The organism is Streptomyces ruber (assembly GCF_014648075.1).
Lineage (GTDB): Bacteria > Actinomycetota > Actinomycetes > Streptomycetales > Streptomycetaceae > Streptomyces > Streptomyces ruber.
Window position 1 is genome coordinate 313,391 of the sequence record NZ_BMQK01000006.1, and the last position, 23,629, is coordinate 337,019.

General features: G+C 72.1%; 18 protein-coding genes and 3 pseudogenes. 13 read left to right on the forward strand and 8 right to left on the reverse strand.

Annotated elements, in window-relative coordinates; all coding sequences use genetic code 11:
- Positions 1 to 217: 217 nt before the first annotated feature.
- The 5 genes and pseudogenes from IEZ04_RS16890 to IEZ04_RS16910 all read left to right on the forward strand — a co-directional run bounded on the left by IEZ04_RS16890 (position 218) and on the right by IEZ04_RS16910 (position 2,924).
- Positions 218 to 355 (forward strand): hypothetical protein, encoded by a 138-nt coding sequence (locus tag IEZ04_RS16890; RefSeq protein WP_189217687.1) that lies wholly within the window; start codon positions 218 to 220, stop codon positions 353 to 355.
- A 132-nt stretch (positions 356 to 487) separates the two neighbouring features.
- Positions 488 to 1,222 carry an ANTAR domain-containing protein gene (locus IEZ04_RS16895; protein WP_189217688.1) on the forward strand — a complete coding sequence of 245 codons (735 nt, stop codon included), beginning with the start codon at positions 488 to 490 and terminating at the stop codon, positions 1,220 to 1,222.
- Positions 1,223 to 1,650: 428 nt separating this feature from the next.
- Entirely contained in the window at positions 1,651 to 2,046 is a 396-nt protein-coding gene (locus IEZ04_RS16900) for an anti-sigma factor antagonist (protein ID WP_189217689.1), read from the forward strand.
- Positions 2,047 to 2,235: 189 nt separating this feature from the next.
- Positions 2,236 to 2,454, forward strand: a pseudogene (locus tag IEZ04_RS35970) (baeRF2 domain-containing protein); the annotation flags it as partial.
- Between the two features lie 77 nt (positions 2,455 to 2,531).
- Positions 2,532 to 2,924, forward strand: coding sequence for a hypothetical protein (locus tag IEZ04_RS16910; RefSeq protein ID WP_189217690.1), 393 nt, complete (start codon positions 2,532 to 2,534; stop codon positions 2,922 to 2,924).
- 241 nt (positions 2,925 to 3,165) lie between these two features.
- Here IEZ04_RS16910 and IEZ04_RS16915 read toward each other — a convergent pair whose 3' ends face one another.
- The 3 genes from IEZ04_RS16915 to IEZ04_RS35795 form a co-directional block, all read right to left on the reverse strand.
- The gene (locus IEZ04_RS16915) at positions 3,166 to 4,503 is read right to left on the reverse strand and encodes a phosphoribosyltransferase (RefSeq protein ID WP_189217691.1); all 1,338 of its coding nucleotides are present in this window, start codon (positions 4,501 to 4,503) and stop codon (positions 3,166 to 3,168) included.
- Positions 4,504 to 4,876: 373 nt separating this feature from the next.
- A complete protein-coding gene (locus tag IEZ04_RS16920; RefSeq protein WP_189217692.1) occupies positions 4,877 to 5,092 on the reverse strand; it encodes a DUF1918 domain-containing protein in 216 nt (71 codons plus the stop codon).
- 103 nt (positions 5,093 to 5,195) lie between these two features.
- Entirely contained in the window at positions 5,196 to 5,975 is a 780-nt protein-coding gene (locus IEZ04_RS35795; RefSeq protein WP_308429808.1) for a ribose-phosphate diphosphokinase, read from the reverse strand.
- On the opposite strand from IEZ04_RS35795, the gene IEZ04_RS16930 reads away from it, so the two are divergent.
- From IEZ04_RS16930 to IEZ04_RS16940, 3 genes are all read left to right on the forward strand, one after another.
- On the forward strand, positions 5,941 to 7,002 hold the full coding sequence (locus IEZ04_RS16930; RefSeq protein WP_189217694.1) for a CapA family protein: 1,062 nt from the start codon (positions 5,941 to 5,943) through the stop codon (positions 7,000 to 7,002). The two genes, IEZ04_RS35795 and IEZ04_RS16930, sit on opposite strands and share 35 nt — an antisense overlap.
- A gap of 283 nt (positions 7,003 to 7,285) precedes the next feature.
- Positions 7,286 to 7,579 (forward strand): hypothetical protein, encoded by a 294-nt coding sequence (locus tag IEZ04_RS16935; RefSeq protein WP_189217695.1) that lies wholly within the window; start codon positions 7,286 to 7,288, stop codon positions 7,577 to 7,579.
- Positions 7,580 to 8,197: 618 nt separating this feature from the next.
- Positions 8,198 to 10,513, forward strand: coding sequence for a PAS domain S-box protein (locus IEZ04_RS16940; protein WP_189217696.1), 2,316 nt, complete (start codon positions 8,198 to 8,200; stop codon positions 10,511 to 10,513).
- 114 nt (positions 10,514 to 10,627) lie between these two features.
- Here IEZ04_RS16940 and IEZ04_RS16945 read toward each other — a convergent pair.
- Together IEZ04_RS16945 and IEZ04_RS16950 are read right to left on the reverse strand one after the other, a co-directional pair.
- Positions 10,628 to 10,918, reverse strand: a pseudogene (locus tag IEZ04_RS16945) (IS701 family transposase); the annotation flags it as partial.
- Between the two features lie 212 nt (positions 10,919 to 11,130).
- Complete coding sequence (locus tag IEZ04_RS16950; protein WP_189217697.1) at positions 11,131 to 12,156, reverse strand: LacI family DNA-binding transcriptional regulator; 1,026 nt, start codon at positions 12,154 to 12,156, stop codon at positions 11,131 to 11,133.
- Between the two features lie 837 nt (positions 12,157 to 12,993).
- Here IEZ04_RS16950 and IEZ04_RS16955 point away from each other — a divergent pair.
- The 4 genes from IEZ04_RS16955 (at position 12,994) to IEZ04_RS16970 (ending at position 18,606) form a co-directional block, all read left to right on the forward strand.
- Positions 12,994 to 14,304, forward strand: coding sequence for an extracellular solute-binding protein (locus IEZ04_RS16955; RefSeq protein ID WP_189217698.1), 1,311 nt, complete (start codon positions 12,994 to 12,996; stop codon positions 14,302 to 14,304).
- Positions 14,301 to 15,203: a carbohydrate ABC transporter permease gene (locus IEZ04_RS16960; protein WP_189217699.1), complete on the forward strand. Its 903-nt coding sequence runs from the start codon at positions 14,301 to 14,303 to the stop codon at positions 15,201 to 15,203. The genes IEZ04_RS16955 and IEZ04_RS16960 overlap by 4 nt, the downstream gene beginning before the upstream one ends.
- A 1-nt stretch (position 15,204) precedes the next feature.
- Positions 15,205 to 16,101, forward strand: coding sequence for a carbohydrate ABC transporter permease (locus IEZ04_RS16965; RefSeq protein ID WP_189217700.1), 897 nt, complete (start codon positions 15,205 to 15,207; stop codon positions 16,099 to 16,101).
- Positions 16,102 to 16,221: 120 nt separating this feature from the next.
- A complete protein-coding gene (locus IEZ04_RS16970) occupies positions 16,222 to 18,606 on the forward strand; it encodes a beta-xylosidase/alpha-l-arabinosidase (protein WP_189217701.1) in 2,385 nt (794 codons plus the stop codon).
- A gap of 20 nt (positions 18,607 to 18,626) precedes the next feature.
- Here the strand turns inward: IEZ04_RS16970 and IEZ04_RS16975 are convergent, their stop codons facing one another.
- Positions 18,627 to 19,814 carry a fumarylacetoacetate hydrolase family protein gene (locus tag IEZ04_RS16975; protein WP_189217702.1) on the reverse strand — a complete coding sequence of 396 codons (1,188 nt, stop codon included), beginning with the start codon at positions 19,812 to 19,814 and terminating at the stop codon, positions 18,627 to 18,629.
- Positions 19,815 to 19,869: 55 nt separating this feature from the next.
- Positions 19,870 to 21,615 carry an IlvD/Edd family dehydratase gene (locus tag IEZ04_RS16980; RefSeq protein WP_189217703.1) on the reverse strand — a complete coding sequence of 582 codons (1,746 nt, stop codon included), beginning with the start codon at positions 21,613 to 21,615 and terminating at the stop codon, positions 19,870 to 19,872.
- A 117-nt stretch (positions 21,616 to 21,732) separates the two neighbouring features.
- Here IEZ04_RS16980 and IEZ04_RS16985 point away from each other — a divergent pair, with 117 nt between their 5' ends.
- Positions 21,733 to 22,488, forward strand: a complete 756-nt coding sequence (locus IEZ04_RS16985) for a FadR/GntR family transcriptional regulator (RefSeq protein ID WP_189217704.1) — start codon at positions 21,733 to 21,735, stop codon at positions 22,486 to 22,488.
- A gap of 1,013 nt (positions 22,489 to 23,501) precedes the next feature.
- Here the strand turns inward: IEZ04_RS16985 and IEZ04_RS16990 are convergent.
- A pseudogene (locus IEZ04_RS16990) lies at positions 23,502 to 23,629 on the reverse strand (inositol-3-phosphate synthase); the annotation flags it as partial.

Sequence of the window (23,629 nt, forward strand, 5' to 3'; positions counted from 1 at the left end):
CTGGGCCGTCCCGTCACACCACTTGTGGGTGTCGGCCCTTTCCCCTCTTCTCCTACTGTTCCCCGCATACGGCCGCTGCCCGTCCACCGACCGCGGACAGCGGCCGCCGAGTCAGCGACGCCCGAGAGCTCCCGCGTACCGCGGAGCACACGCCACTTCCCGGTACGCGGGACCCGGCGAGCGCACCCCGCCTACCTACGGAAGGGGACCGACGGCGATGACCTCAGGAACCGCACCGGCACGGGCCGCGGCGGACTCCGCCGGCCTCCTGACCGCCGCCCTGACACCCGGCGAGGCACTCCACGGACTCGCCCGCACCGCCGCCTCCGCCCTGCGGGACCGGTCCCGCAGGTGACCGGCGACCAGGCGGATGAGCCGGCAGGCGACGGCGTGGTCGCCGGGCGCAAGGACTCACCGAGCTCCACCCGCGCCGGCGCAACCTCGGGATCGCTGCCGCCTGCCGGGAAGGGGAGGGAACGGAACTTCGATGCGCATCACCCGACATGACATGATCGCCGCCCGGGCCGTACTCGACCTGGCCACCGACAGCGACGATTCCACCGTCCCGGAACTGCTGCATGACCTGACAGCGCGCGTGATCACCCTGCTGACGGTGCGCGCGGCCGGAGTCACCGTCCTGGACGAGGCCGGGCAGCTCGGCCATCTCACCGCCTCCGACGACATCTGCCGTCAGCTGGAGGAGGATCAGCTCGAACTCGGTGAGGGCCCCGGTGTGGACAGTACCCGCACCGGTACCGTCCTGGCCCCGGTCACGCTGCACCACTCCGGCCCCACCTTCCAGCGCTGGCCCCGTTTCGTCCCGCGGGCGTTGCGCGCGGGCGTCACCTGCGTCGCCGCGGTGCCGTTGCGCACCCGCCGGCGCACGTGCGGCGCCCTCGATCTGATGAGTGCCGCCCCCATTCCCACCCGTCAGGACATGTGCCTGGCCCGGATGCTGGCCGACGCGGCCGGGCTCCGCCTGGATCGCCGGCAGGTCCTGCTCGCCAAGGACGAGGTCATCGCGCAGCTGAGGACGGCTCTGGAGACCCGCATCGTGATCGAACAGGCCAAGGGTGTGCTGGCCGAACGCCTGGGGACCGATGTGGAGGAGGCGTTCGCCCGGCTCCGCCGCCACGCACGTTCCCGCCGGAACCGACTCAGCGACCTGGCTGCCCTCGTCGCGCAGGGTCTCGTCCCGGCCGGACTCGACGCGTCGCCGTGATCCTCCGGGTGACGACCGGGACACCGGGTGCGGACCCGCCGCACCGCCTCGACGCTGCCTGGACGACCCCATGACCCGCGGCATCACATCGCACGTACCGTACGGACCGGGCGCACCGTCCGGCCCGGCTCGGCGCCAGACGGCCGTACGACGGGCGGCGTGCCCGGTGCTCGAGATCTCCTCACTGTCCGACCGCCGGCGTCTTCCGTGGCGTCCGGCCGATTCACCGTGCACGGACGGGGTATGACAGTGGCACTACCGCATGGCCACCCCGGACCCAGGTGGTCGCCGACAACGTTTTACGGACACCTGCACGTGACCGCGATGCGGACGGCGCCCACCCGGCAGAAGAGTCGTTCCCCCGTCCGGCTGCCACAGCGCTCCTCCCCGTCCCGGTACCGCGCATCGCATTCTCAACGAGGAAAACCATGTCCGAGGACGGCGTGCTCTTCGGCCTCGAAGTCCGGACACGGCGGGACCCACTGGTGATCGCCCTGTGGGGCGAACTCGACGTTCTCGCCACCCTGGGGCTCTCGGACCGGCTCACCCGACTGGTGCAACAGGACTGTGCTTTCGTGGTCCTGGACCTGCTCGACGTCTCGTTCCTGGACTGCGGCGGCCTGAGGCTGCTGCTGCGCGTACGACACCGCGTACGCGCAGGTCACGGGCGCTTGATCCTAGTGCTCGACCAGCCGTTTCTCCTCAGCTTCCTGCTACTGGCGGGCCTCGACGGGGTCTTCGACGTCGTCGGCGATCTCGACAGCGCGCTGGCGCGGCGGTTCGATCCACCGCACGGCCAGGGCACGCCGGACATCGCGGTGTGACACCGTCTACTGGCGTCCGCACTGCCCGGGAATGCTCAGGTGCCTCGGTACGCCACCCGGCGCGACGGATTCCCGGGCTTTCACCCATGACGTGCATCGGATCGACCCGCTCGAAGCGCGTTCCCCCGACGGGCGCGGGCGCGGAGGAACACGGGCCGACCGACCCGATGAGGAGCCCGCTCGGCCCTGTTGCGGCCCACCCGCGGGGTTGCGTCACCCCGGTCGCACGGACCGTGGACGGCCCCGACGACGCAGATCGAGCGGAACACCCCCGGCCGCTGGTCCCGGATGCGCCACCGGCACCGCGCGGAGGACCCCTGGGAGCACAACGCGACCCGTGCCGCCGACGCCGTTGCGGATGCGCCGGCCCGCACCGGCGCCCGGCTGCTGCTGCTCGCCGGCGACGTACGGGCCGTCACGATCCACCGGGTCAGCGGCGGCCGCGGCGCGGACGGCGCATCGGACCTTCGCGCGCGGCACAGGTCATGGCGGAGTTGCGCCGCGCCGCCGACGACACCGTCACCGTGCTGCGGCGCCTGGCCGACGAACGCCGCCCCGGCGGATCCACGGTCGACGGTGCCCGCGCCACCCTCGCCGTGCCCGCCCAGGCCCACGCGGACACCCTCGTGGTCACCCACCACCCGGAGGACCACCGCACCGCCTGGGTCGGCCCCGTTCCCACCGCCGTGGCCCTGCGCCACCGCACCCTGCTCCGCCGGGGTGTCGTGGCCGCACGTGCACGCCTGGCGGACGCCGCGGTCCGGTCCGCGCCGCCCTGCTCACCGCGGCCGACGTACACGTCCTGGCCCCCGGCACACCCGGGGCCCCCGCCGAGGGACTCGGTGGACTGTGCCGCTACCACCACCGTCGCGCCGTGAGCCCTGCCGGGGGACGATGAGGGCTCCCGTCCCGCTCGTGCGGCCAGGGCATGAGGACCGGACAGGTGCGTGGACAGACACGGACCGGACCGGCCGGTGCCCAGGTGTGCAGGGCGTGCAGCGGCACTCGACGCAGGGCCGCCTCCTGGAAGGCGAAAGCGGCCACCGGGTCCTCCGTGTGCTGCTCGGCGTCGAGGGCCAGCCGGCTGCGGGGCGCGGCACCGCGGATCGCCGGATGCTGTCACACCGACCTGCCCGACCGCACGGGCGCAGCGGGGCGGGCGAGATGCGCGGTGAACCAGTCGCGGGCCAGCTGGGCGACCATGGCCAGGGTGCCGGGCTCGGTGAAGAGATGGGTGGCGCCGGGGACCACGGCAAGCCGGTGCTCGCACCGCAGCCGGTCGGCGGCGTGCCGGTTCAGGCCGAGCACGGTGGTGTCCCGGCTGCCGACGATGAGCAGGGTCGGGGCACGCACCCGCGCCAGCGCGGCCGGGGAGGCCAGGTCGGGGCGCCCGCCACGGGAGACGATCGCGCGGATGTCGGCGCCGGGTGCGGAGGCGGCCTCCAGCGCGGCGGCCGCACCGGTGCTGGCCCCGAAGTAGCTGGTGGGCAGGGCGGTTTCGTGGCGCAGCCAGACAGCGGCGGCGTGCAGGCGTTCGGCGAGCAGCAGGGCGTCGAAGACGGTGGCCCGGTCGTCTTCCTCGTCCTCGGTGAGCAGGTCGAGCAGCAGCGTGCCCAGGCCCGCCCGGTTCAGGACGAGGGCGACGTAGCGGTTGCGGGGGCTGTGCCGGCTGCTGCCGCTGCCGTGCGCGAACGCCACCACCGCCTGCGCCCTCTCGGGAAGCACCAGCCGTCCGGCCAGCCGCACCCCGGCGGCACTCACCTCGACCTCCCGGTTCACGGGCGGCGGATCGGGGGCGGCCGGAGACGGGGGCCCCGGCTCGGGACGGGCGGCCCGGGCCAGCAGGGCGGTCACCTCGGCATCGGTGGTCTGGGTGAAGTCGTGGTACCAGGCGCCGACGGCAACGAGACAGCGGGGTGTCTCCAGGCAGACGACCTCGTCGGCCACAGTGTTCAGCAGGGCGACGGCCTGCGGCGGTCCCACGGGGACGGCGAGGACGATGCGGGTCGCTCCCCTCTCACGTGCGACCCGGCAGGCGGCCTCGGCCGTGGCCCCGGTGGCCAGCCCGTCGTCCACCACCACAGCCGTGCGCCCGGCCACGGCTGTCGGCGCACGCCCGGCACGGTAGCGGCGTACGCGCCAGTCGAGTTCGGCCCGCTCGGCCTGTTCGACGGCGGCCAGCTCGGCGGAACTCAAGCGGACATGCAGGACCACGTCGTCGTTGAGTACGCGGACGCCCTCCTCGCCGATCGCGCCGAAGCCCAGCTCCGGCTGCCAGGGCACGCCCAGCTTGCGCACCACCAGCACGTCCAGGGGCGCGTCGAGCGCGCGGGCCACCTCGTACGCCACGGGCACCCCGCCACGCGGCAGCCCGAGCACCACCACGTCCTGGCCGCGCAGGCCCTGCAAGCACTGTGCCAGCAGCCGTCCGGCCGTCCTGCGGTCGTCGAAACGCATACGTCGCCTCCCCGCGTGCGCACCGCAGCACAGCGGTACCCGACCGCCGTGCCACGGCCGTGTCGGTCTTCCCCTCGTCCCCATTGCAGTGCGCCGCCCCGGGCCGCGGCAGGGGCGTCCGGCCCCGACCCGGGACCGACGGTCCCTGCCGACACCCCGTCGGCCTCTCCTCACGCCGACGCGGGCTCCGACACGCTCAAGCGGACGTGGAGACACCGGATGCCGGAACCGAGAATCTCATCGCGCCGGCCGTCGCGGTGGGCCGGGCAAGGAGCGCGAGGGCTGTACGACCGCCCGCCGTCGGCTCTGGCCACTCACGTCATGCCGCTCCACCGCGTCCTCCTCCCCCCGAGCCGGGTCACTGCGCGTCCCGCTACGGCCGCCCGCCGGGCGAGACGTCCCGCGCGGGACGGGGTTCGATCACGCAGCCGGCTCCGGGAAAGACCTCCGTCTCATGACCGTCGTCGTAGCGCACCCGATAGGGCGGTTCGCCGTTCGGACCGAGCACCTCCACGACGGTGGCACGGTGTTCGGGCGTTCCCACGGTCCTGCCGGTGAACCGCAGCACGTCACCTTCATGCGCTCGCATCGTGGCCCACTTCCTCCCTGTCTCCCTTCAGGATGACTCCGACAGGCGGCTTGGGCGGAGGGGCCGATCGGGTACTCGGTGGAGCCAAGGTTCCCGGGCGAAGTCAGGTGCGCATCAGAAGAGCGTCCAAGGGCTCGTTGTCGTGCAGGCGGTCGATGGCGTCGGCGAGCAGCGGAGCCACCGGCCGCCCCTGGAGTGGCAGTGTCCGCGTCCGCCCCGTGGGAAGAGTGTCCGTGACGAGCAGGCGCCGGAGCGGGAGCTGTTCCAGCCGGTCGAGGGCGTCTCCCACCAGGAGGCCGTGGGCCGCGGCCACGGTGATGTCCGAAGCGGCTCCGCGGGCGAGCAGGACACGGACCGCCGCTTCCACCGTCGCACCTGTGCTGATCATGTCGTCCACGACGGCCGCGGGCCGGCCGGCGGCCGACCGCCGTCGGCGACGGCCCTTCCGGCCCTCCCGCCCGTCCTCGGCGGAAGTGACACTGGGAGGTGGATACGAGAGCCGACGCGGGCGGACGAGCCTGGAGGCCGCTGGCCACGCGTGTGTTTTTCGGAGGCGATCATGCATCCCCCGAACGAGCCTGTCGCGAGCCCCGCCGGCGTCACCCGGGCGGGACGGACCCCGGACACGGCCGAGCAGTCGGAACAGCGGGTGCGGACCCTGGAGGAGCAGGTGGAAAGCCTGGTACTGGCCGTGCGGGCTCTCGTCGCGGGTCTTGAGCGCACGGTTGTGAACGACACGGGTGACAGCGGCCCGCAGCGCCCGTGGTGCCCGGTTGGCCCACGAGATCGTGCTGGCCCGGGGCCTGTGACCGGGCAGGGCGGACGGAAGGGGGAGGCGGAGAGAGACCATGGCCGTCACCATCGCCCTGGCGGGGGACACCATGCTGGGCCGGAGGGTCGCCGACGTACTGGCGCACCGGCCGCCGCGCCAGCTGTTCTCCCCCGCGGTGCGCGGGACCGCCAGGGCCGCGGACCTGTTCCTGCTCAACCTGGAATGCTGCGTCTCGGCACGGGGCGGCCCCGTCGACCTGCCGGGCAAGACGTTCCACTTCCGCGCCCCGCCGTGCGCCGCCGGCGTGCTGGCCGATCTCGGTGTCGACGCGGTCTTCCTGGCCAACAACCACGCCCTCGACCACGGTCCCGAGGCGCTGCTCGACACGCGCACGCTCCTCGCCGGGACGGGCGTCCGGACCGTGGGGGCCGGGGCGACCCTCGAGAAGGCCCGCGCCCCGCTCGTCCTGGAGGCCGGCGGGCTGCGCATCGGCCTCGTCGCCGTCACCGACCACCCGGCCGAGTTCGCCGCGGACACCGACCGGCCCGGCGTGGCCTACGCCGACCTGTGGAGGGAGGGTGTGCCCACCTGGCTCACCGCCACCATCCACACCCTCAGGAGTCACATGGATCTCGTTCTGGTCAGCGTGCACTGGGGTCCCAACATGACCGCCCGCCCCGTCCCGCACGTACGGCGCGCCGCCCCCGTTCTCACCGAGGCCGGAGCCGACCTCGTCATCGGGCATTCCGCGCACGTCTTCCACGGCTTCACCCGCGACGTCCTGTTCGACCTGGGCGACTTCATCGACGACTACGCCGTCCATCCGGCCCTGCGCAACGACCTGGGCCTGCTCTGGCTGGTCACCTGCGACCAGCACGGTGTGCGGCGCACCGAGGCGGTCCCGATCGCCCTGGAGCACTGCCGCACGCGTCTCGCCGACCCGGAGGAGTACGACTGGATCGCCACCCGGCTCACCGCCGCCTGCGCCGCGATGGGCACCGACGTCACCGACGAGGGTGATCGCCTCTCGGTCACCTGGACCCGCACGGTGCACAAACGGGGATCGACCGACGCGGCTTCCCACGAGGGCCACAGGGCACCTACTCGGGGAACGCCGTTCACCGCGCGGGACTCCTGACGGCCGGTCCAGCGGGACTGTTCCACCAGCCGAACGGTCCCGGGCCGAGGTGCGACCGGCCCGGCTTCGCCCGCTGATGACATAGGGGCGCGCACGTGGGCGGCAGGGAACGGTGCAGCACGCGCTGAGCGGGGCCGCACAGCACCGAGGTGGGGCCGCTCGGCCCGTGACGATGGCCGGTCCGCCCCTGACCGACCGCCGTGCGCGGGCCGATGGTGAAGAGGAGAGGACGTGCCCTCGGCGGGCGCGTCCTGCCGGCCGGAGCAGCGAAGGGGAGGTCGGTATGCAACCGGACCCCAAGTCCCGGTCGCGGTCCGGGAAGTCGCCGCTTCCGGACGGCGAGTGGTCTCTTTCCTTCTGTGGTCGAACGGTCAGCCGGGCACAGGCTCAGGAGCCGCTCGTACTGCATCTGCTGGCCGAGGACATCTGCTATCAGTTCGCCGTGTACGACTGGAGCACGCACCGTCCGGCGCTGCGGCACCCGCGCGCATGGCTGGCCTGGCGTCGGAAGAAGCGACGACTGAACGACAAGCGCGACCGGCTGCGGGAGATCGCCGCGGCATCCCTGCCGCACTGAACCCGCGCCCCTGGATGCCTCGCACACGGGAGCACCACGATGCGTTACGGCGACCGAGCCGCTGCGGGCGGGCAACTGGCCGCACTGCTGCACCCTGTGGAAACGGAGAGGCCCGTCATCCTGGGCATACCGCCCGGCGGGGTGCGGATCACGTCGCCCGGGCGGCCTCCGAGGATCTCGCCGCCGCAGGACTGGATCAGGGAGATGCCCTCGGCGATGTGGAGGGTCCGGCCCGGGCCGTGCGCGTGCCGGACGGTGTGTGCACCGGGGGCGAAGCGGACCGCGTCCGTCCGGGCACGGGAGAGTCTCTCGCCTCGGTAGATGGCATCGGCTCAGGCATTCCCGGCTGAACCACTCGGCCGGCAGCTCTGTCGTCGGCTGCTCCTCAAGTGGCCTGTCGGTCGTGTTGCCGAGCCCACGATGGACGGTTTCCGGGTGCCGGCGCTCCCCGCGCTTCCCGCCGGATGCCCTCCCCCGGCCAACGAGCGATGGTTCGTCGAAGCGAAGGGGGCAGGTTCGGCCGCGGGCGGAGCAGTAGAGAGCATCCGGGGATGCGAGGGACGTCGATGCGCTGTAATGGCCCATTCACCGTAGACGTGCCAGCCGGTTGGGGCCGACATGGACGAGTTCAGTACAGCGTCACCGAGCGAGGCCGTAGCGGCGGGGCCGCCGTCCTGCCGCTGCGGTGCCGCTTCCCCGGGTGCCGGGCCGGGGGAAGCGGAGGAGCGGTTTCGGGGGTTGCTGGAGGCGGCGCCGGACGCGATGGTGATCGTGGACGACGCGGGCCGTATCCGGCTGGTCAACGCCCAGACCGAGTCCCTCTTCGGATACCGGCGCGCGGAACTCCTGGGCCAGCCCGTGGAACTGCTCATCCCCGGCCGGTTCCGCCCCCAGCACGCCAGGCACCGGGAAGCCTACGCCGCCACCCGGCAGGTACGGCCGATGGGAGCCGGCCTGGAACTGCACGGGCTGCGCAAGGACGGCACCGAGTTCCCCGTCGAGATCAGCCTCAGCCCACTCGAGACCACCGACGGACTCCTCGTCTCCGCCGCCGTCCGCGACGTCAGCGACCGCAAAGCCGCCGAACAGCGGTTCCGGGGGTTGCTGGAAGCGGCGCCGGACGCGATGGTGATCGTGGACGACGCGGGCCGTATCCGGCTGGTCAACGCCCAGACCGAGTCCCTCTTCGGATACCGGCGCGCGGAACTCCTGGGCCAGCCCGTGGAACTGCTCATCCCCGGCCGGTTCCGCCCCCAGCACGCCAGGCACCGGGAAGCCTACGCCGCCACCCGGCAGGTACGGCCGATGGGAGCCGGCCTGGAACTGCACGGGCTGCGCAAGGACGGCACCGAGTTCCCCGTCGAGATCAGCCTCAGCCCACTCGAGACCACCGACGGACTCCTCGTCTCCGCCGCCGTCCGCGACGTCAGCGACCGCAAAGCCGCCGAGAAGCACATCAACCAGCTCGCAGCCCTCGTCGAGTCCTCCCAGGACGCGATCCTCGCCAAGACCCTCGACGGGCACATCACGTACTGGAACGCCGCCGCCCAGCGGCTGTACGGCTACAGCGCCGAGGAGGTGCTCGGCCACCACGTGACGATGCTCGCTCCGCCCGACCGCACCGCCGAGATCACCGCGCTCCTGGAACGGCTGGCCCGCGGGGAGAAGATCGAGCACTTCGAGACGCTCCGCGTCACCCGCGGCGGGCAGCTGTTCGACGCCGATGTCACCCTGTGGCCCACCCGTGCCGCCGACGGCACGGTCGAGGGGGCGTGCGCCATCGTCCGCGACATCAGCGACCGCAAGCGGGCCGAGGCCGAACTCCACGCCCTGTACGAGCAGCAGCGGCACATCGCCCTCACCCTCCAGCGCAGCCTGATGGGCACCCCGCGGGCCATACCCGGACTGGCCACCGCCAGCCGCTACCTGCCCGCCACCCAGGGCGCCGGGGTGGGCGGCGACTGGTTCGACTTCCTCCCCCTGGGGGCCGGCCGGGTCGGCATCCTCATCGGCGACGTGATGGGGCGCGGCCTGGACGCCGCCGCCGTCATGGGCCAGCTGCGAGCCGCCGCCCACGCCCTGGCCAAGACGGGCATGGAACCCCGCCAGCTGATGCAGGCCCTCGACGCGATCGTCACCGACCTCGACCTGCCCGACCAACTGGTCACCTGCTGCTACCTGATCCTCGCCCCGGACACCGGTGAGGTGACCGTCTGCTCGGCCGGCCACCTGCCCGCCCTCCTGGCCGACCCGGCCGGCGGGGTGCGGGAGATCGAGGCCCCCGTCAGCGCGCCGCTCGGCGTCGGCGGCATCCTCCACCAGCAGGCCCGCACCGCCGTCCCGCCCGGCGCCGCACTCGTCCTCTACACCGACGGCCTGATCGAAACCCCCGGCAGCGACATCGAATGCCGCCTCGCGCACCTCACCCGTACCCTGGACGACGCCTTCGCCATGGCCGACAGCCTGGAAGCCGCCGCCGACCACATCCTCACCTGCCTGCTGCCCGACGCCGAGGGCCACGACGACGACGTCACCCTGCTCCTGGCCCGGCTTCCCGCCGCCCCGCTGGCCACCGCCACCACCGACCTGCCCGCCCTCTCCTCCGCCGTCAGCGACGGGCGCTGCTTCCTCGGCAAGACCCTCACCACCTGGGACTGCGCCCACCTCGCCGACGACGCCCGGCTCCTGGTCTCCGAAGTCCTCACCAACGCCATCCAGCACGCCCAGGGCCCGCTCGGCCTCCACCTGCGCCGGACCGCCACCGAACTCACCGTCGAAATCAGCGACCACAGCCCCCACCTGCCCCAGCCACGCCTGGCAGCCCCCGACGACGAGTCCGGCCGCGGCCTCCTCCTCGTCGACGCCCTCGCCGACAGCTGGGGGGTACGCCCCACCGACGACGGCAAGATCACCTGGTTCACCCTGCGGCCATAGGTCCCGAGGACGGCCCCGCCCGGCCGCACCTGGTAGGACTCCGTTGGGTCGGTGCTGGTCTGCGTGTTGGGGGCAGGGGTTGTCGGCAGGTGGTGCAGGTGCCGGTCCGGCACCTCAGGATGCTCTGGAGGGCGTCGAGGACCTGGTAGAGGGTGAGGCCGGTGCGGGGACTTCTGGGGCCAGGCGCTGCTCGGTCAGGAAGGCGTGGGCGGCGGTGACGAGGGTGACGTGGTGGTGCCAGCCGGTCCAGGACCGGCCCTCGAAGTGGTGCAGGCCCAGGCCGTGCTTGTGTTCGCGGTAGTCGTGCCCGATGCGCCGGCGGACCCTGGCCGGTCGGACCAGCTCGGCGAGTGGGGTGTCGGCGGGCGGGTTGGACAGCCAGTACCCGGTGGGCGCCTCTGCGCCGGGAACGCCGCGATCGAACGCCTCACGCAGATCATCGTACGGAACACGGAGAAACTCCCGATCCGTCTGCTCCCTGCCTGGGCTTCTGCAGGTCAAGGGCGGTTTCCCCGCTTCACGACCAGTCGCGTGCACGAGCAGCTCACCGCGGCCCGCGCGGGAGACGTTTCCGACCGGTTCGCCGATCCTGCCCGAACACCTCTCACCTGCGATCATCAAGGTGCCGGAGGTGCTTCGCGGGGCGGCGCCGTCGAGGCGCGTACCACGAGTTCGGTGGCGAGTTCGATGTGGTGGGACTCGACCTTCTCGCCGTTGGCCAGCCGGAGGGCGGTGCGCAGGGCGGCACCACCCATCTCCCGCAGTGGCTGGCGCACGGTGGTGAGTGGCGGTGAGGCCATCTGGGCGAGGCTCGTGTCGTCGAAGCCGACCACGCTCATGTCCTCGGGGACGCGCAGACCCCGGGCGCGGGCGGTCTCGACGACACCGACGGCGATCTCGTCGTTGCCTGCGAAGATCGCCGTCGGTGGCTCCTGCAGGCCCAGTAGCGCCGCGGCGCCGAACAGCCCGGTCTCGTACGTGAATTCCCCGGTCCGGACGTAGGCGTCGGGTACCTGCGCTCCCTCCGCCTCCATGGCGGCGCGGTAGCCGTGCATGCGTGCCTGGTTGCACACGGCCGTGGCCGGTCCGCCGAGATAGGCGACGCGGCGGTGGCCCAGGGAGAGCAGGTGCCGGGTCGCGGCCAGGCCGCCGGCGAAGTTGGTCGCCCCGACGCTGTTGACCCGGCTGTCCGGCAGGTGCAGCGGGTCCAGCACGACCAGCGGCAGCCCGGACCGGGCCAGTTCCTTCAGGTGCGCCGTGGTGTACACGCTGGTGACCGCGATGACGGCGCGGCGCCCGGCCGAGACCAGGTCCCGGGCCCAGTGCGGAGCACGGGACGCCTTGCTGATCACCACCGAGGCCCCCGATTCGGCGGCGGAATCGATGATGCCTTCCAGCGTCTCGGCCACGTACGCCTTGAGGCCGCCCGCGAACTGCACCTCGATGGTCGGGCTCTCGACGGCCTCGGTGTGGCGGAACACGGGCGCGAGATAGTGGTGCCGATGCAGAAGTTCCTGCACCCGGGCACGAGTCTGCGGCGCCACGTCACCGCGACCGTTGACCACTTTCGACACGGTCGCTACGGAGACCCCGGCCGCTCGGGCGATGTCGGCCAAAGTGGTGCGCCTGGCGTTCGCTCGCATCGGTTCCTCCCAGCTTCACGTCCACCGGTGTGGTGAGCCGCCGGTCGGACCGGCAACGCGGGTGGAACCGGTCAACCGTACGGCACCCTGCCACCGAGCCCGCCCGCGGAGCCGCCGACGAGCGCAGCGGGCCGGCTGCCGAGCCGTCCTGCCCGAGCGTCCTGGCGGCGAGGGACCCGCACCCGCAGTCCCGTAGGCAGGCCCCGGCCGGTCGGGACGATCGCCGCCGCGCCCTCCTGACCGGCCGTGAACGCCCGGACCAGGCCGGCAGCGTGAGGTGACCGGCCATGTCGGGCGACCTCTGCCGACGGATCGCCTCGCATTCCCGTGAACACATTCGACAGAGGCACCGCCCGCAGACTCCCGGTCTGTCCGTCGCCGCCTTCGCCGGCACCCCCCAGCCAGTCGCCGACCCGGCGGCTGCCGGGCTGCGCGGTCTCGCCCCTCACCGTCGTCCCGGCCAGGAGGGCAACGCCCCGGTCCGGCAGGGCAACGCCCCGGTCCGGCAGGGCGACGCCCCGGTCCGGCAGGGGCGGCACCGGGCCCTGTCGGCGCGGCATGACCTGCACCGACAGTGCGTCAGCCGCAGCCGGCACATCCACCCCCACCTTTCACCGGACCGTTTCGAAACTGTTTCGGTACGTGCCGAGGTTCCCCCAGGCCACTGCAGCCCGAGACTATGCAGCTAACTGCGGCCCCACAACGCCCCTGCACGTACCTTGACAGCGCGTCAGGCCGAAACCTAGCTTGCACGCACGGAGCTCGAAGAACGCTATTTCGAAAACCTTTCACCACTACTCACGAGAAGCCGGTGGCTCTCGAGTGCGGAGAAAAAACATGGCGCTCTCCCGACGTACCCTCCTCGGCCTGGCCGCCGGCGTGCCGGTCTCCGCGGCGCTGGCGGCCTGCGGCTCGTCCGGCCCCGGCAAGAGCGGCGGTGGGGCCACGTACTGGTATCTGAACGGCCAGCCGCAGGAAGGCGTCAGAGCCGGCGCCGTCGACGCGTTCAACAAGGCCCACCCCGACGATCAGATAGCGGACACCACCTTCCAGAACGACGCGTACAAGACGAAGATCAAGACGGCCATCGGTGCGGGGCAGGCGCCCACCGTCATCTGGGGCTGGGGCGGCGGGACGCTGCGCACCTACGCGGAAGCGGGCCAGGTCGAGGACCTCACCTCGTGGTTCGACGAGCACCCCGAGGTCAGGAAGCGGCTGTTCCCGTCCTCGTTCGGCGCGGCGACCGTCGACGGCAAGGTCTACGCGATGCCGTGCGAGACCGTGCAGCCGATCATCCTCTACTACAACAGACAGGTCTTCGACCAGGTCGGCGTGGCACCACCGCAGTCCTGGGACGACATCATGGCGCTGGTGCCCCGGTTCAACGCGAAGGGCATAGCACCGTTCTCCCTCGGTGGTCAGTCCCGGTGGACGAACATGATGTGGCTGGAGTTCCTGTTCGACCGCATCGGCGGTCCCGAGGTGTTCCAGGCCATCGTCGAGGGCGAGAAGGACGCCTGGTCCCACCCGGACGCCATCACCGCGCTGACCAAGGTGCAGGAGCTGGTCGAAGCCGACGGGTTCGTCAAGGGCTTCTCCTCGATCACCGCGGACTCCAACGCCGACCAGGCACTCCTGTACACCGGACGGGCCGCGATGATGCTGCAGGGGGCCTGGTCGTACGGCATCCAGAAGACCGACGGCGGGGACTTCGTCTCCAGCGGCGCGCTGGGCTACATGAACTTCCCACCCGTGGAGGGCGGCAAGGGCGATCCGAGCGGCGCCGTCGGCAACCCCGCCCAGTACCTCTCCATCTCCTCGAAGGCCAGTGCCGAGCAGAAGAAGGTCGCCAAGGACTTCTTCGCCACCGGCGTCCTCCAGGACGACGAGGTGAAGAAGTGGATCGGCAACGGGTCGGTCCCGATCCGGCTGGGTACGGAGAAGCTGCTGGCCGCCTCCGAGAGCGCGGACTTCCTGCAGTTCACCTACGACCTCGCCAGCAAGGCCGAGGTGTTCACCCAGTCCTGGGACCAGGCGCTCAGCCCGACGGCCGCCGAGACCCTGCTGGACAACATCGTCAAGCTGTTCCAGCTCTCCGTCTCACCGGAGCAGTTCGCCCGCAACCTCAACGCGGTCACCGGCACATGAGCGCACTCACCGGCCGCCCGCCGCGTCGCGAACCGCGCAGCATCCTGCCGTGGCTGGCGGCACCCGCGCTGGTGGTCTTCGCCGGCTTCGCCGTGATTCCGCTCGTCGGTGTCTTCGCCCTCAGCTTCACCACGTGGGACGGGATCGGCGCCATCCAGCCGTCGGGGCTGACCAGCTGGCGTGCGGTGCTCACCGACCCGGGGCTGCCGCACGCCCTGTGGGTGACGTTCCTGGTGATGGCCGTGTCCTGGGCCGTCCAGACGCCGCTGAGCATCCTGATCGGCACGTTCCTGGCAGGCCGACAGCGCTACCGTGCGGTGCTGGGCGTGGTGTACTTCGTCCCGGTGACCCTCAGCTCCGCGGCGATCGCCCTCGCGTACAAGGCCCTGCTGGACCCCAACTTCGGGCTCGGTGCCGGGCTGAGGATCCAGGCGCTCAGCCAGGACTGGCTGGGGCGGCCCGGGCTCGCGTTCGGAGTCGTCGTCTTCGTCGTCTCCTGGCAGTTCGTCCCGTTCCACTCCCTGATCTACCAAGGGGGTGTCCAGCAGATTCCGAAGTCCCTGTACGAGGCGGCGCAGCTGGACGGAGCCGGACGGGTCCGGCAGTTCTTCAGCATCACGCTGCCCCAGCTGAAGTACACCATCATCACCTCGTCCACCCTGATGGTGGTCGGGTCGCTGACCTTCTTCGACCTCATCTTCGTCCTGACCGAGGGCGGACCCGGCGACGCCACCCGGGTCCTCGCACTGGACATGTACAAGCGGGGATTCCAGGCCAGCCTGATGGGACCGGCCAGCGCCATCGCGGTCATCCTCGTCCTGGTGGGCCTGGCCCTCGCCCTGCTGCTGCGCCGGCTCGGCGGCCGGGACGCCGGCGCGAGCCAACTCGAGGGGGCCTGACGTGACCACCACGCCGACCGAGACGCGACGACCGCAGAAGGGCACCCACCGCGCGCGGCAGCGCCCCTCCCGTCCGGCGGCCCGCCGGCGCAACTGGGCCGGCGGCCTGGCCGGATGGCTCTGGTTCGTCGTCGTCGCCGTGCCCCTGTACTGGACCCTCATCACCAGCTTCAAGGCCCAGAGCCGCTACTACGCGAGCAACCCGCTGGTGCCTTCGGCCGACCCGACCCTGGAGAACTACCGGCTGGTCCTCGAGTCCGACTTCCTCCGCTACTTCGTGAACAGCGTCGTGGTCACCGCCGGCGCCGTGGTGCCGGCGGTCCTGTTCTCCTTCATGGCGGCCTACGCGATCGTCCGCGGCTGGCGCATGCGAACCCTCCGCGCCATGAACGGGCTGTTCCTCATGGGCCTGGCCATCCCCCTGCAGGCGACGGTGATCCCGGTCTATCTGATCATCATCAGGCTGCGCCTGTACGACAGCCTGCCGGCGCTGATCCTCCCGTCGACCGCCTTCGCCATCCCGCTGTCCGTGCTGGTGCTCGCCAACTTCGTCCGCGACGTGCCCAAGGAACTGTTCGACTCGATGCGGGTCGACGGCGCCACCGAATGGACGACACTGTGGCGGCTGGCGGCACCGCTCACCCGGCCGGCCATCCTCACCGTGACCATCTTCAACGCACTGACCATCTGGAACGGCTTCCTGCTGCCGCTGGTCCTCACCCAGAGTCCCGACCAGCGGACCCTGCCGCTCGCACTGTGGACCTTCCAGGGCCAGTACGGGGTCAATGTCCCCGCCGTTCTTGCCGCTGTCGTCCTCACCACGCTGCCCGTCCTCGTGCTGTACGCGTTCGGCCGCCGCCAGCTGCTGAGCGGTCTGACCGCCGGATTCAGCCGTTGACCGGCGCCGGCGCCGTGGCCGGCGACCGGCCCCCGGCCGACCTGCCCCGCCCCGAGTCCTGCTCGTCTACCTGTTCGCCCGTCGCGCCCTGGTCGAGGGCCTGACGGGCGGAGGAGGAAAGTGAACACCGACGTGGCCGTTGAGAAGACCCACGGAGTCCCCCTCTGGAACGACCCCGCCGTTCCCGTCACCGCGAGGGTCGACGCCCTGATCGACGTGATGACCCTTCAGGAGAAGACCGCCCAGCTGTACGGAGTGTGGGTGGGCGCCTCCGACCAGGGCGGTGAAGTGGCCCCGCACCAGCACGAGATGGAGGAGGCCGTCGATCTCGACGCGCTCCTGCCCACCGGACTGGGCCAGCTGACCCGGCCCTTCGGCACGGTCCCGGTCGACCCCGCCCTGGGCGCGCTCTCCCTGGCCCGCACCCAGACCCGGATCGCCGCCACGAACCGGTTCGGCATCCCCGCCCTCGCGCACGACGAGTGCCTGGCCGGTTTCGCCGCCTGGGGGGCGACGGCCTACCCCGTCCCGCTGTCCTGGGGCGCCACCTTCGACCCGGACACGGTGCGGCGCATGGCCGCCGCCATCGGCCGCGACATGCGTGCCGTCGGTGTCCACCAGGGACTCGCGCCCGTCCTGGACGTCGTGCGCGACGCCCGCTGGGGCCGGGTCGAGGAGACCATCGGCGAGGACCCGTACCTCGTCGGCACCATCGGAACGGCCTACGTGCAGGGCCTGGAGTCCGCCGGGATCGTCGCCACCCTCAAGCACTTCGCCGGCTACTCGGCCTCACGCGCCGGCCGCAACCTCGCTCCCTCCTCCGTGGGCCCGCGTGAGCGCGCCGACGTGCTGCTGCCTCCCTTCGAGATGGCGATCCGCGAAGGCGGCGCCCGGTCGGTGATGAACGCCTACACCGACACCGACGGCATGCCCTCCGCGGCCGACGAGGACCTGCTCACCGGACTGCTGCGCGACACCTGGGGTTTCGACGGCACCGTCGTCGCCGACTACTTCGCCATCGCCTTCCTGACAACCCTGCACGGTGTCGCGGCCGACTGGGCCGGCGCCGCCGGCACGGCGCTGCGGGCGGGCGTCGACGTCGAACTGCCCAATGTCAAGACGTACGGCGTGCCCCTGACCGAGGCCGTCGCCGACGGGCGCGTTTCGGAGACGCTGGTCGATCGCGCCCTGCGCCGGGTCCTCACCCAGAAGGTGACACTCGGCCTGCTCGACCCGGACTGGAACCCCGTGCCGGCCGCGCTCGACGGGGCGGACCTCGACGACCCGGCCGCCCTGCGCGGCCGGATCGACCTGGACGGTCCGGAGAACCGCGCGCTGGCCCGCACGGTCGCCGAGGAAGCGGTCGTGCTATTGAGCAACGACGGCACCCTGCCGCTCGACCGGCCGCGCCGCATCGCCCTGCTCGGTCCCCACGCCGACGAGCCCACCGCCGTACTGGGCTGCTACTCCTTCCCCCAGCACATCGGCGTCCGCCACCCCGGGACCCCTTTGGGCATCGAACTGCCCACGCTGCGCGACACGCTCGCCGCCGAGTTCCCCGAAGCCGAGATCACCGTCGCCCGCGGCACCGGGATCGACGACGGGGACCTCTCCGGCATCCGCGAGGCCGCCCGGGTGGCACGCGAGGCCGACGTCGCCCTGGTGGTGCTCGGCGACCGCGCCGGGCTCTTCGGCCAGGGCACCAGCGGCGAGGGATGCGACGTGGAGTCGCTGGTGCTGCCCGGCGCGCAGCAGCAATTGCTCGACACCCTGCTCGACCTGGAGACACCCGTGGTCACCGTGCTGCTCGCGGGACGACCGTACGCCCTCGGCCGCGCCGTGCAGGAGTCCGCCGCGATCGTGCAGTCCTTCTTCCCGGGTGAGGAGGGCACGCACGCGATCGCCGGGGTGCTCAGCGGCCGTACCGACCCCTCCGGACGTCTCCCCGTCAGCGTGCCGCGCGGGCCGGGCTCCCAGCCGGCCACGTACCTCGGAGCGCGGCTCGCTCACGCGAGCAAGGTGTCCTGCGTCGACCCGACCCCCGCGTTCGCCTTCGGTCACGGCCTGTCCTACACGCGGTTCGACTGGACGGACCTGACCGTGGACGCCCAGGAGGCTCCGACGGACGGCGAGTTCACCCTCGCCTTCACCGTCCGCAACACGGGCGGGCGGTCCGGCACCGAGGTCGTCCAGGTCTATCTGCACGACCCGGTCGCCTCCGTCGTCCAGCCGGTGCAGCGCCTCGTCGGCTACACCCGGGTCGCGCTGGAGCCGGGCGATGCCCGGCGCCTGCGTGTCACGGTCCCGGCCGACGTCGCCTCCTTCACCGGACGCGACGGCCGGCGCGTCGTCGAACCGGGCGAGCTGGAGGTGCGGCTGGCAGCCTCCAGCGCGGATCCGCGCCTGACGGCCAGGGTCACGCTGACCGGAGCCGAGCGCCACGTGGATCACACGCGGCGCCTGCACGCCACGGTGGTGGTGCAGGAGCCGGTCGCCCGGGCGTAACCGTAGGGGTTCTCGTCGTCTCACAGCACGCCGCGCCGGGCGAGGTTGCGCATCAGCGCTCGTACGCCGAACGTCCACGGCGCGGCCTGCTCGCTGGGGACGACGGTGTTGACCAGGGCGCCGAGCCGCGGGCTGGAGATCCGCACGATGTCGCCGTACACGTGGGTGAAGCCCGCGCCGGGTGCCTGTCGGTCCTCGGTGGGGGCGAACAGCGTTCCGGTGAACAGCACGAAGCCGTCCGGGTACTGATGGTGCGGACCGTGCGTGGCGGCCACCAGGTCCGTGACGTCGCGGCTGATCTCGCGCAGGGAACTGCTGCCGTGCAGTACGTAGCCGTCCGTGCCGTCGACCCGCAGGTCGACGTCGAGCCCGCGTACGGTGTCGAGGTCGAAGCCGTCGTCGAGCAGGCGGACGAACGGGCCGATCGCGCACGAGGCGTTGTTGTCCTTCGCACGGGACAGCAGCAGGGCGCTGCGTCCTTCGATGTCGCGGAGGTTGACGTCGTTGCCGAGCGTCGCGCCGCGTACCCGGCCGCGCGAGTCCACGACGAGGACGACCTCGGGCTCGGGGTTGTTCCACACCGAGGCGCCGAGTACTCCGATGTCGGCGCCGGTGCCGACCGCGGACAGTACGGGGGCTTTGGTGAACACTTCCGGGTCCGGCCCGATCCCGACCTCCAGGTACTGCGACCACAGTCCTTCGGAGACGAGCAGTTCCTTGGCCTTGTCCGCTTCCGGCGATCCGGGACGGATGCCGTCGAGCGCGCCGCCCACCACCTGCCCGACGCGGGCCCGCACCCGCGCGGCCTGCGCCGGATCGCCGCCCGTGCGCTCTTCGATGACGCGTTCCAGCAGACTACGGGCGAAGGTGACACCCGCGGCCTTGATCACCTGCAGGTCGACGGGGGCGAGCAGGTGCGGAACGTCACGGCGGCCGGCCGGTGCCGCCAGCAGTTCGTCCAGGCGCCACACGTGTCCGCCCTCGGCCTCACGGACCACTGTCGCCGCGTCGTCGCGTTCCATGAGGTCGGAGACGGTGGGCACGGTGGCCGTCAGGTCGACGACCTGATCGCCGCGGACCGCGGCCACGCACGGCCCGCCCTGTTCCGGGTGGTGGACGCGCGCGACGAGGGCGGCGCGGTCCGAGTCCTCCGGCAGGACGGAGCCGGCTGTGAGGAGCGGACGAGGGCGCGCTGCTGCCGATTCCACGATCGATGCTCTCCTGGATGCGAGGGGTGCGGTCGCCCGGGGCGGACTCAGGCTCTCAGTGGGAGTCGCGGGGGACCTCGTGTCCACGGCTTCCGCGCAGGAAACCGAAGTCGGCGCCCCGGTCGGCCTGTTCCACGTGCTGGGTGTAGAGCCAGGTGTAGCCGCTGGTGTGCCGCTCGGTGGGGGCCTTCCACGCCTGCCGGCGTCGCGTGAGCTCGGCGTCGTCCACGTCCAGGCGCAGGGTGCGGTTCGGGACGTCGAGGACGACGGGGTCCCCGTCGCGCACCAGGGCGAGGGGTCCGCCGACGGCGGCCTCGGGCGCCACGTGCAGGACCACCGTCCCGTACCCGGTGCCGCTCATCCGGCCGTCGCAGACGCGCACCATGTCCTTGACACCGGCCTTCAGCAGCTTGGCTGGCAGCGGGACGTTGGAGACCTCGGGCATGCCGGGGTAGCCCTTGGGACCGGCGTTGCGGATGACGATGACGGTGTTCTCGTCGATGTCGAGGTCCGGGTCGTCGGCCACCGCGTGATAGGCCTCGGGGGAGTCGAAGACGCGCGCGGGGCCGCGGTGGGTGAGCAGATGCGGTGACGCGGCGGACTGCTTGATCACGGCGCCGTCGGGGCACAGGTTGCCGCGGAGGACGGCGATACCGGTGCCGGCCGGCTGGAAGGGGGCGTCGAGGCCGGTGATGACGTCGGAGCCGACGCGTGCGGTGTCGTCGGTGGTCCCGGTGTTCTCGGCGACGCTGCGTCCGGTGACCGTGATCTGTTCGCCGTGCAGCAGCTCGCCGCGGAGGAGTTCGGCCATGACGGCGGGCAGTCCGCCCGCGTAGCAGAAGTCCTCCATGAGGTATTTGCCGCTGGGCATCAGATTGACCAGGGTGGGCACCGCGCGCACCAGTTCGTCGAAGTCCCGCAGGCGCAGGTCGACGCCGACGCGTCCGGCGAGGGCGGTGAGATGGATGATCGCGTTCGTGGAGCCGCCGATGGCCGCGTTGACCCGGACGGCGTTCTCGAACGCCTCGCGGGTCAGGATCCGCGAGGGCCGCAGGTCCTCCTCCACCATCCGTACGATGCGCCGCCCCGCCGCCTGCGCGGTTTCCATCCGCCGGGAGTCGACCGCGGGCCAGGCGGCCGAGCCCGGCAGCTGCATGCCGAGCGCCTCGGCCATGCAGGCCATCGTCGAGGCGGTCCCCATCGTCATGCAGTGGCCGTTGGAGCGGGCCATGCACCCTTCCGCGAAGAAGCTCTCCTCCTCGGTCATCCGGCCGGTCTTCAGGTCCTCCTCGAACTTCCACACGTGGGTGCCGGATCCCACGTCCTGGCCCCGGTACTTGCCGTTGAGCATCGGTCCGCCGGTGACCATGACGGCCGGCAGGTCGACGCTGGCGGCGCCCATGAGCATGGCGGGGGTCGTCTTGTCGCAGCCGGACAGCAGGACGACACCGTCGAGCGGATTGGCCCGGATCAGTTCCTCGACCTCCATGGCCATGAGGTTGCGGTACAGCATGGCGGTGGGACGCATCAGGGTCTCGCCGGTGGCCATGGTGGGGAACTGGAGCGGCAGGCCGCCCGACTGCCACACGCCGCGCTTGACGGCTTCGGCGACCTGGGTCAGATGGGTGTTGCACGGGGCGAGTTCCGAGGCGCTGGTCGCGATGCCGATGACGGGACGCCCGTCGAACACCTCGTGCCCGAGTCCCTGGTTGCGCATCCAGGAGCGGTACAGCATCCCGCTGCGGCCCCGTGCGCCGAACCACGCCTGGCTGCGGCGGCTCGTCTTCTGACCGTCGGTCATGTGGGCACTCCCGTGGCTCCGGCGTCGTCAGCTTCGTGATCGGGCGTTGCATGGGGCGTTGCCGGGTGCGGGCCCGCGGGCCGTACCCTGGGACGCAATCATTAAATGATTCGATGAATGGCGTCCAGGGGGCGAGCGGAGATCGTGGCGCACTTCCTGACCACGCACCAGCGCGTGGTCGACGAACTCGGGCGGCGCATCGTGGGTGGCGCGTGGGAGCCGGGGGACCCGCTGCCGGTGGAGGACGCGCTCGCGGCCGGGATCGGCGTCAGCCGAGGGGTGGTGCGGGAAGCGGTCAAGGCGCTGGTGGCCAAGGGGATGCTGCACGTGCGCCCGCGCACCGGCACGCGCGTGCTGCCCCCGGAGCACTGGAACCACCTGGACCGTGACGTGCTGCGCTGGAAACAGGCCGGGGACGCCGCGGCTCTGCTGCGCGACACGGGCGAACTGCGCCGGATCGTCGAGCCCGAGGCGGCCCGGCTGGCCGCCGGCCGGGCCGGCCCCGACGACGTACGAGTCCTGTACGACTCCCTGGCGGCCATGGAAGCCGCGGCGGCGACCCCCGGCCGCAGCGGCTACGTCGAGGCCGACATCGCCTTCCACCGTGCCCTGCTCGACGCCAGCGGCAACCGTCTCCTCGGCTCACTGGGCCGCGCCGTCGACATCGCACTGGAACACAGCTTCCTCATCAGCACCCAGACCCCCGGCGCGGTCGAAGCCTCGCTGCCGGGTCACCGCGCCGTCGTGCGAGCCGTCGAGGCCCGCGATCCCGCGGCCGCGGCGGCCGCCGTACTGGCCATCATCGAAGCCGCCGAACAAGAGATCACCCAGTCCCCCGGGATGCCGGGCGACGCCCCGCGCGATGCCGTGTGACCAGTCACGGCCGCGCCCCTGCCGTGCCACGGGCGCGGGCACGGACGCGGAGGCGGCCGATGCCGACGAGATCCTCGTTCGGCCCACCGGGCAAGCCGACCGCGGTGCGCGCCGCGGGGCTGCCGGCTGAGCACGAGTCGGCCGAGCGCGGCCGGCATCGGGGCGCGGCCCGCCGTCCACGCCCGGCGTACCGCTGCCCGTCGAGCACCGCACCCCCCGGTCCGAGAGCCGTGGGCGGTCGCGCGGACCCCGGGCCGGCCGATGCTCCACCGACGCCTCGCCCGTGACCACTAGGCCGTTTCTGACGGCTCTTGGAACCGTCCCCGGACGGTTGTGGGCGGGCCCGATGAGTCAGCCGACGCCTCGCGGGTCGCCTTGCGTAGTGCCGCCCGGCCGGATGATGTCCGACCAAGAGCCGTCAGAAGTGCCCTAGCCCCTGTCCGTCCGCTCCGAAACCATGATCCGCCTCGCCGTGCCCGACCGGCCTCACGGCCCGCCGCCTCACCGGCGAGAACGCCATCTCCTGGCGCGACTCGGCACCATGGACGGAACGTCGGACTCCGGTGTCGGTCCCATCCCTGTTCGGACCGGCAGCTCTCCACGGGTTCTTCAGGACTCGTGCCGGCCGGATGCCAGCCTCTCTGACGGTTCGTCAGACACCGGTGAAGGGCTCTCCAGGACGGCACACCTCGGACGCCGGACAGGTCAGGGCAAGGACCAGCCACTACCGCCTCGGCCTGCTCCTGCTGTACGGCTCGTTCGACGTCCGCACGTTCCAGCGGGCCCAGCAGCCGCCGTTCCGGATCGGTCACCGGTACGGCCCGGTGCCGGTGCGGTTCACGCGCTCCAGCGGCGGGCCGTCCCGTCCAGCATCGCCGGCACGCCGTACAGCGACTGGTCGCCGGTACAGGTCACCGGAGCGCCGGCCCCGCCGGTGCCGGCGGGCGTGCCACCGCGTCGCCCCCTGCCGCCACGCGGGCCCGGGACCGCCTCCCGGCCCCGGGACGGCCGGGTCAGCGCTCGGCCTCGCCCTTGATGAACTTCTCCACGTTCTCCCGGGCCTCGTCGTCGAAGTACTGGACGGGCGGGGACTTCATGAAGTAGCTCGACGCGGAGAGGACCGGGCCGCCGATGCCGCGGT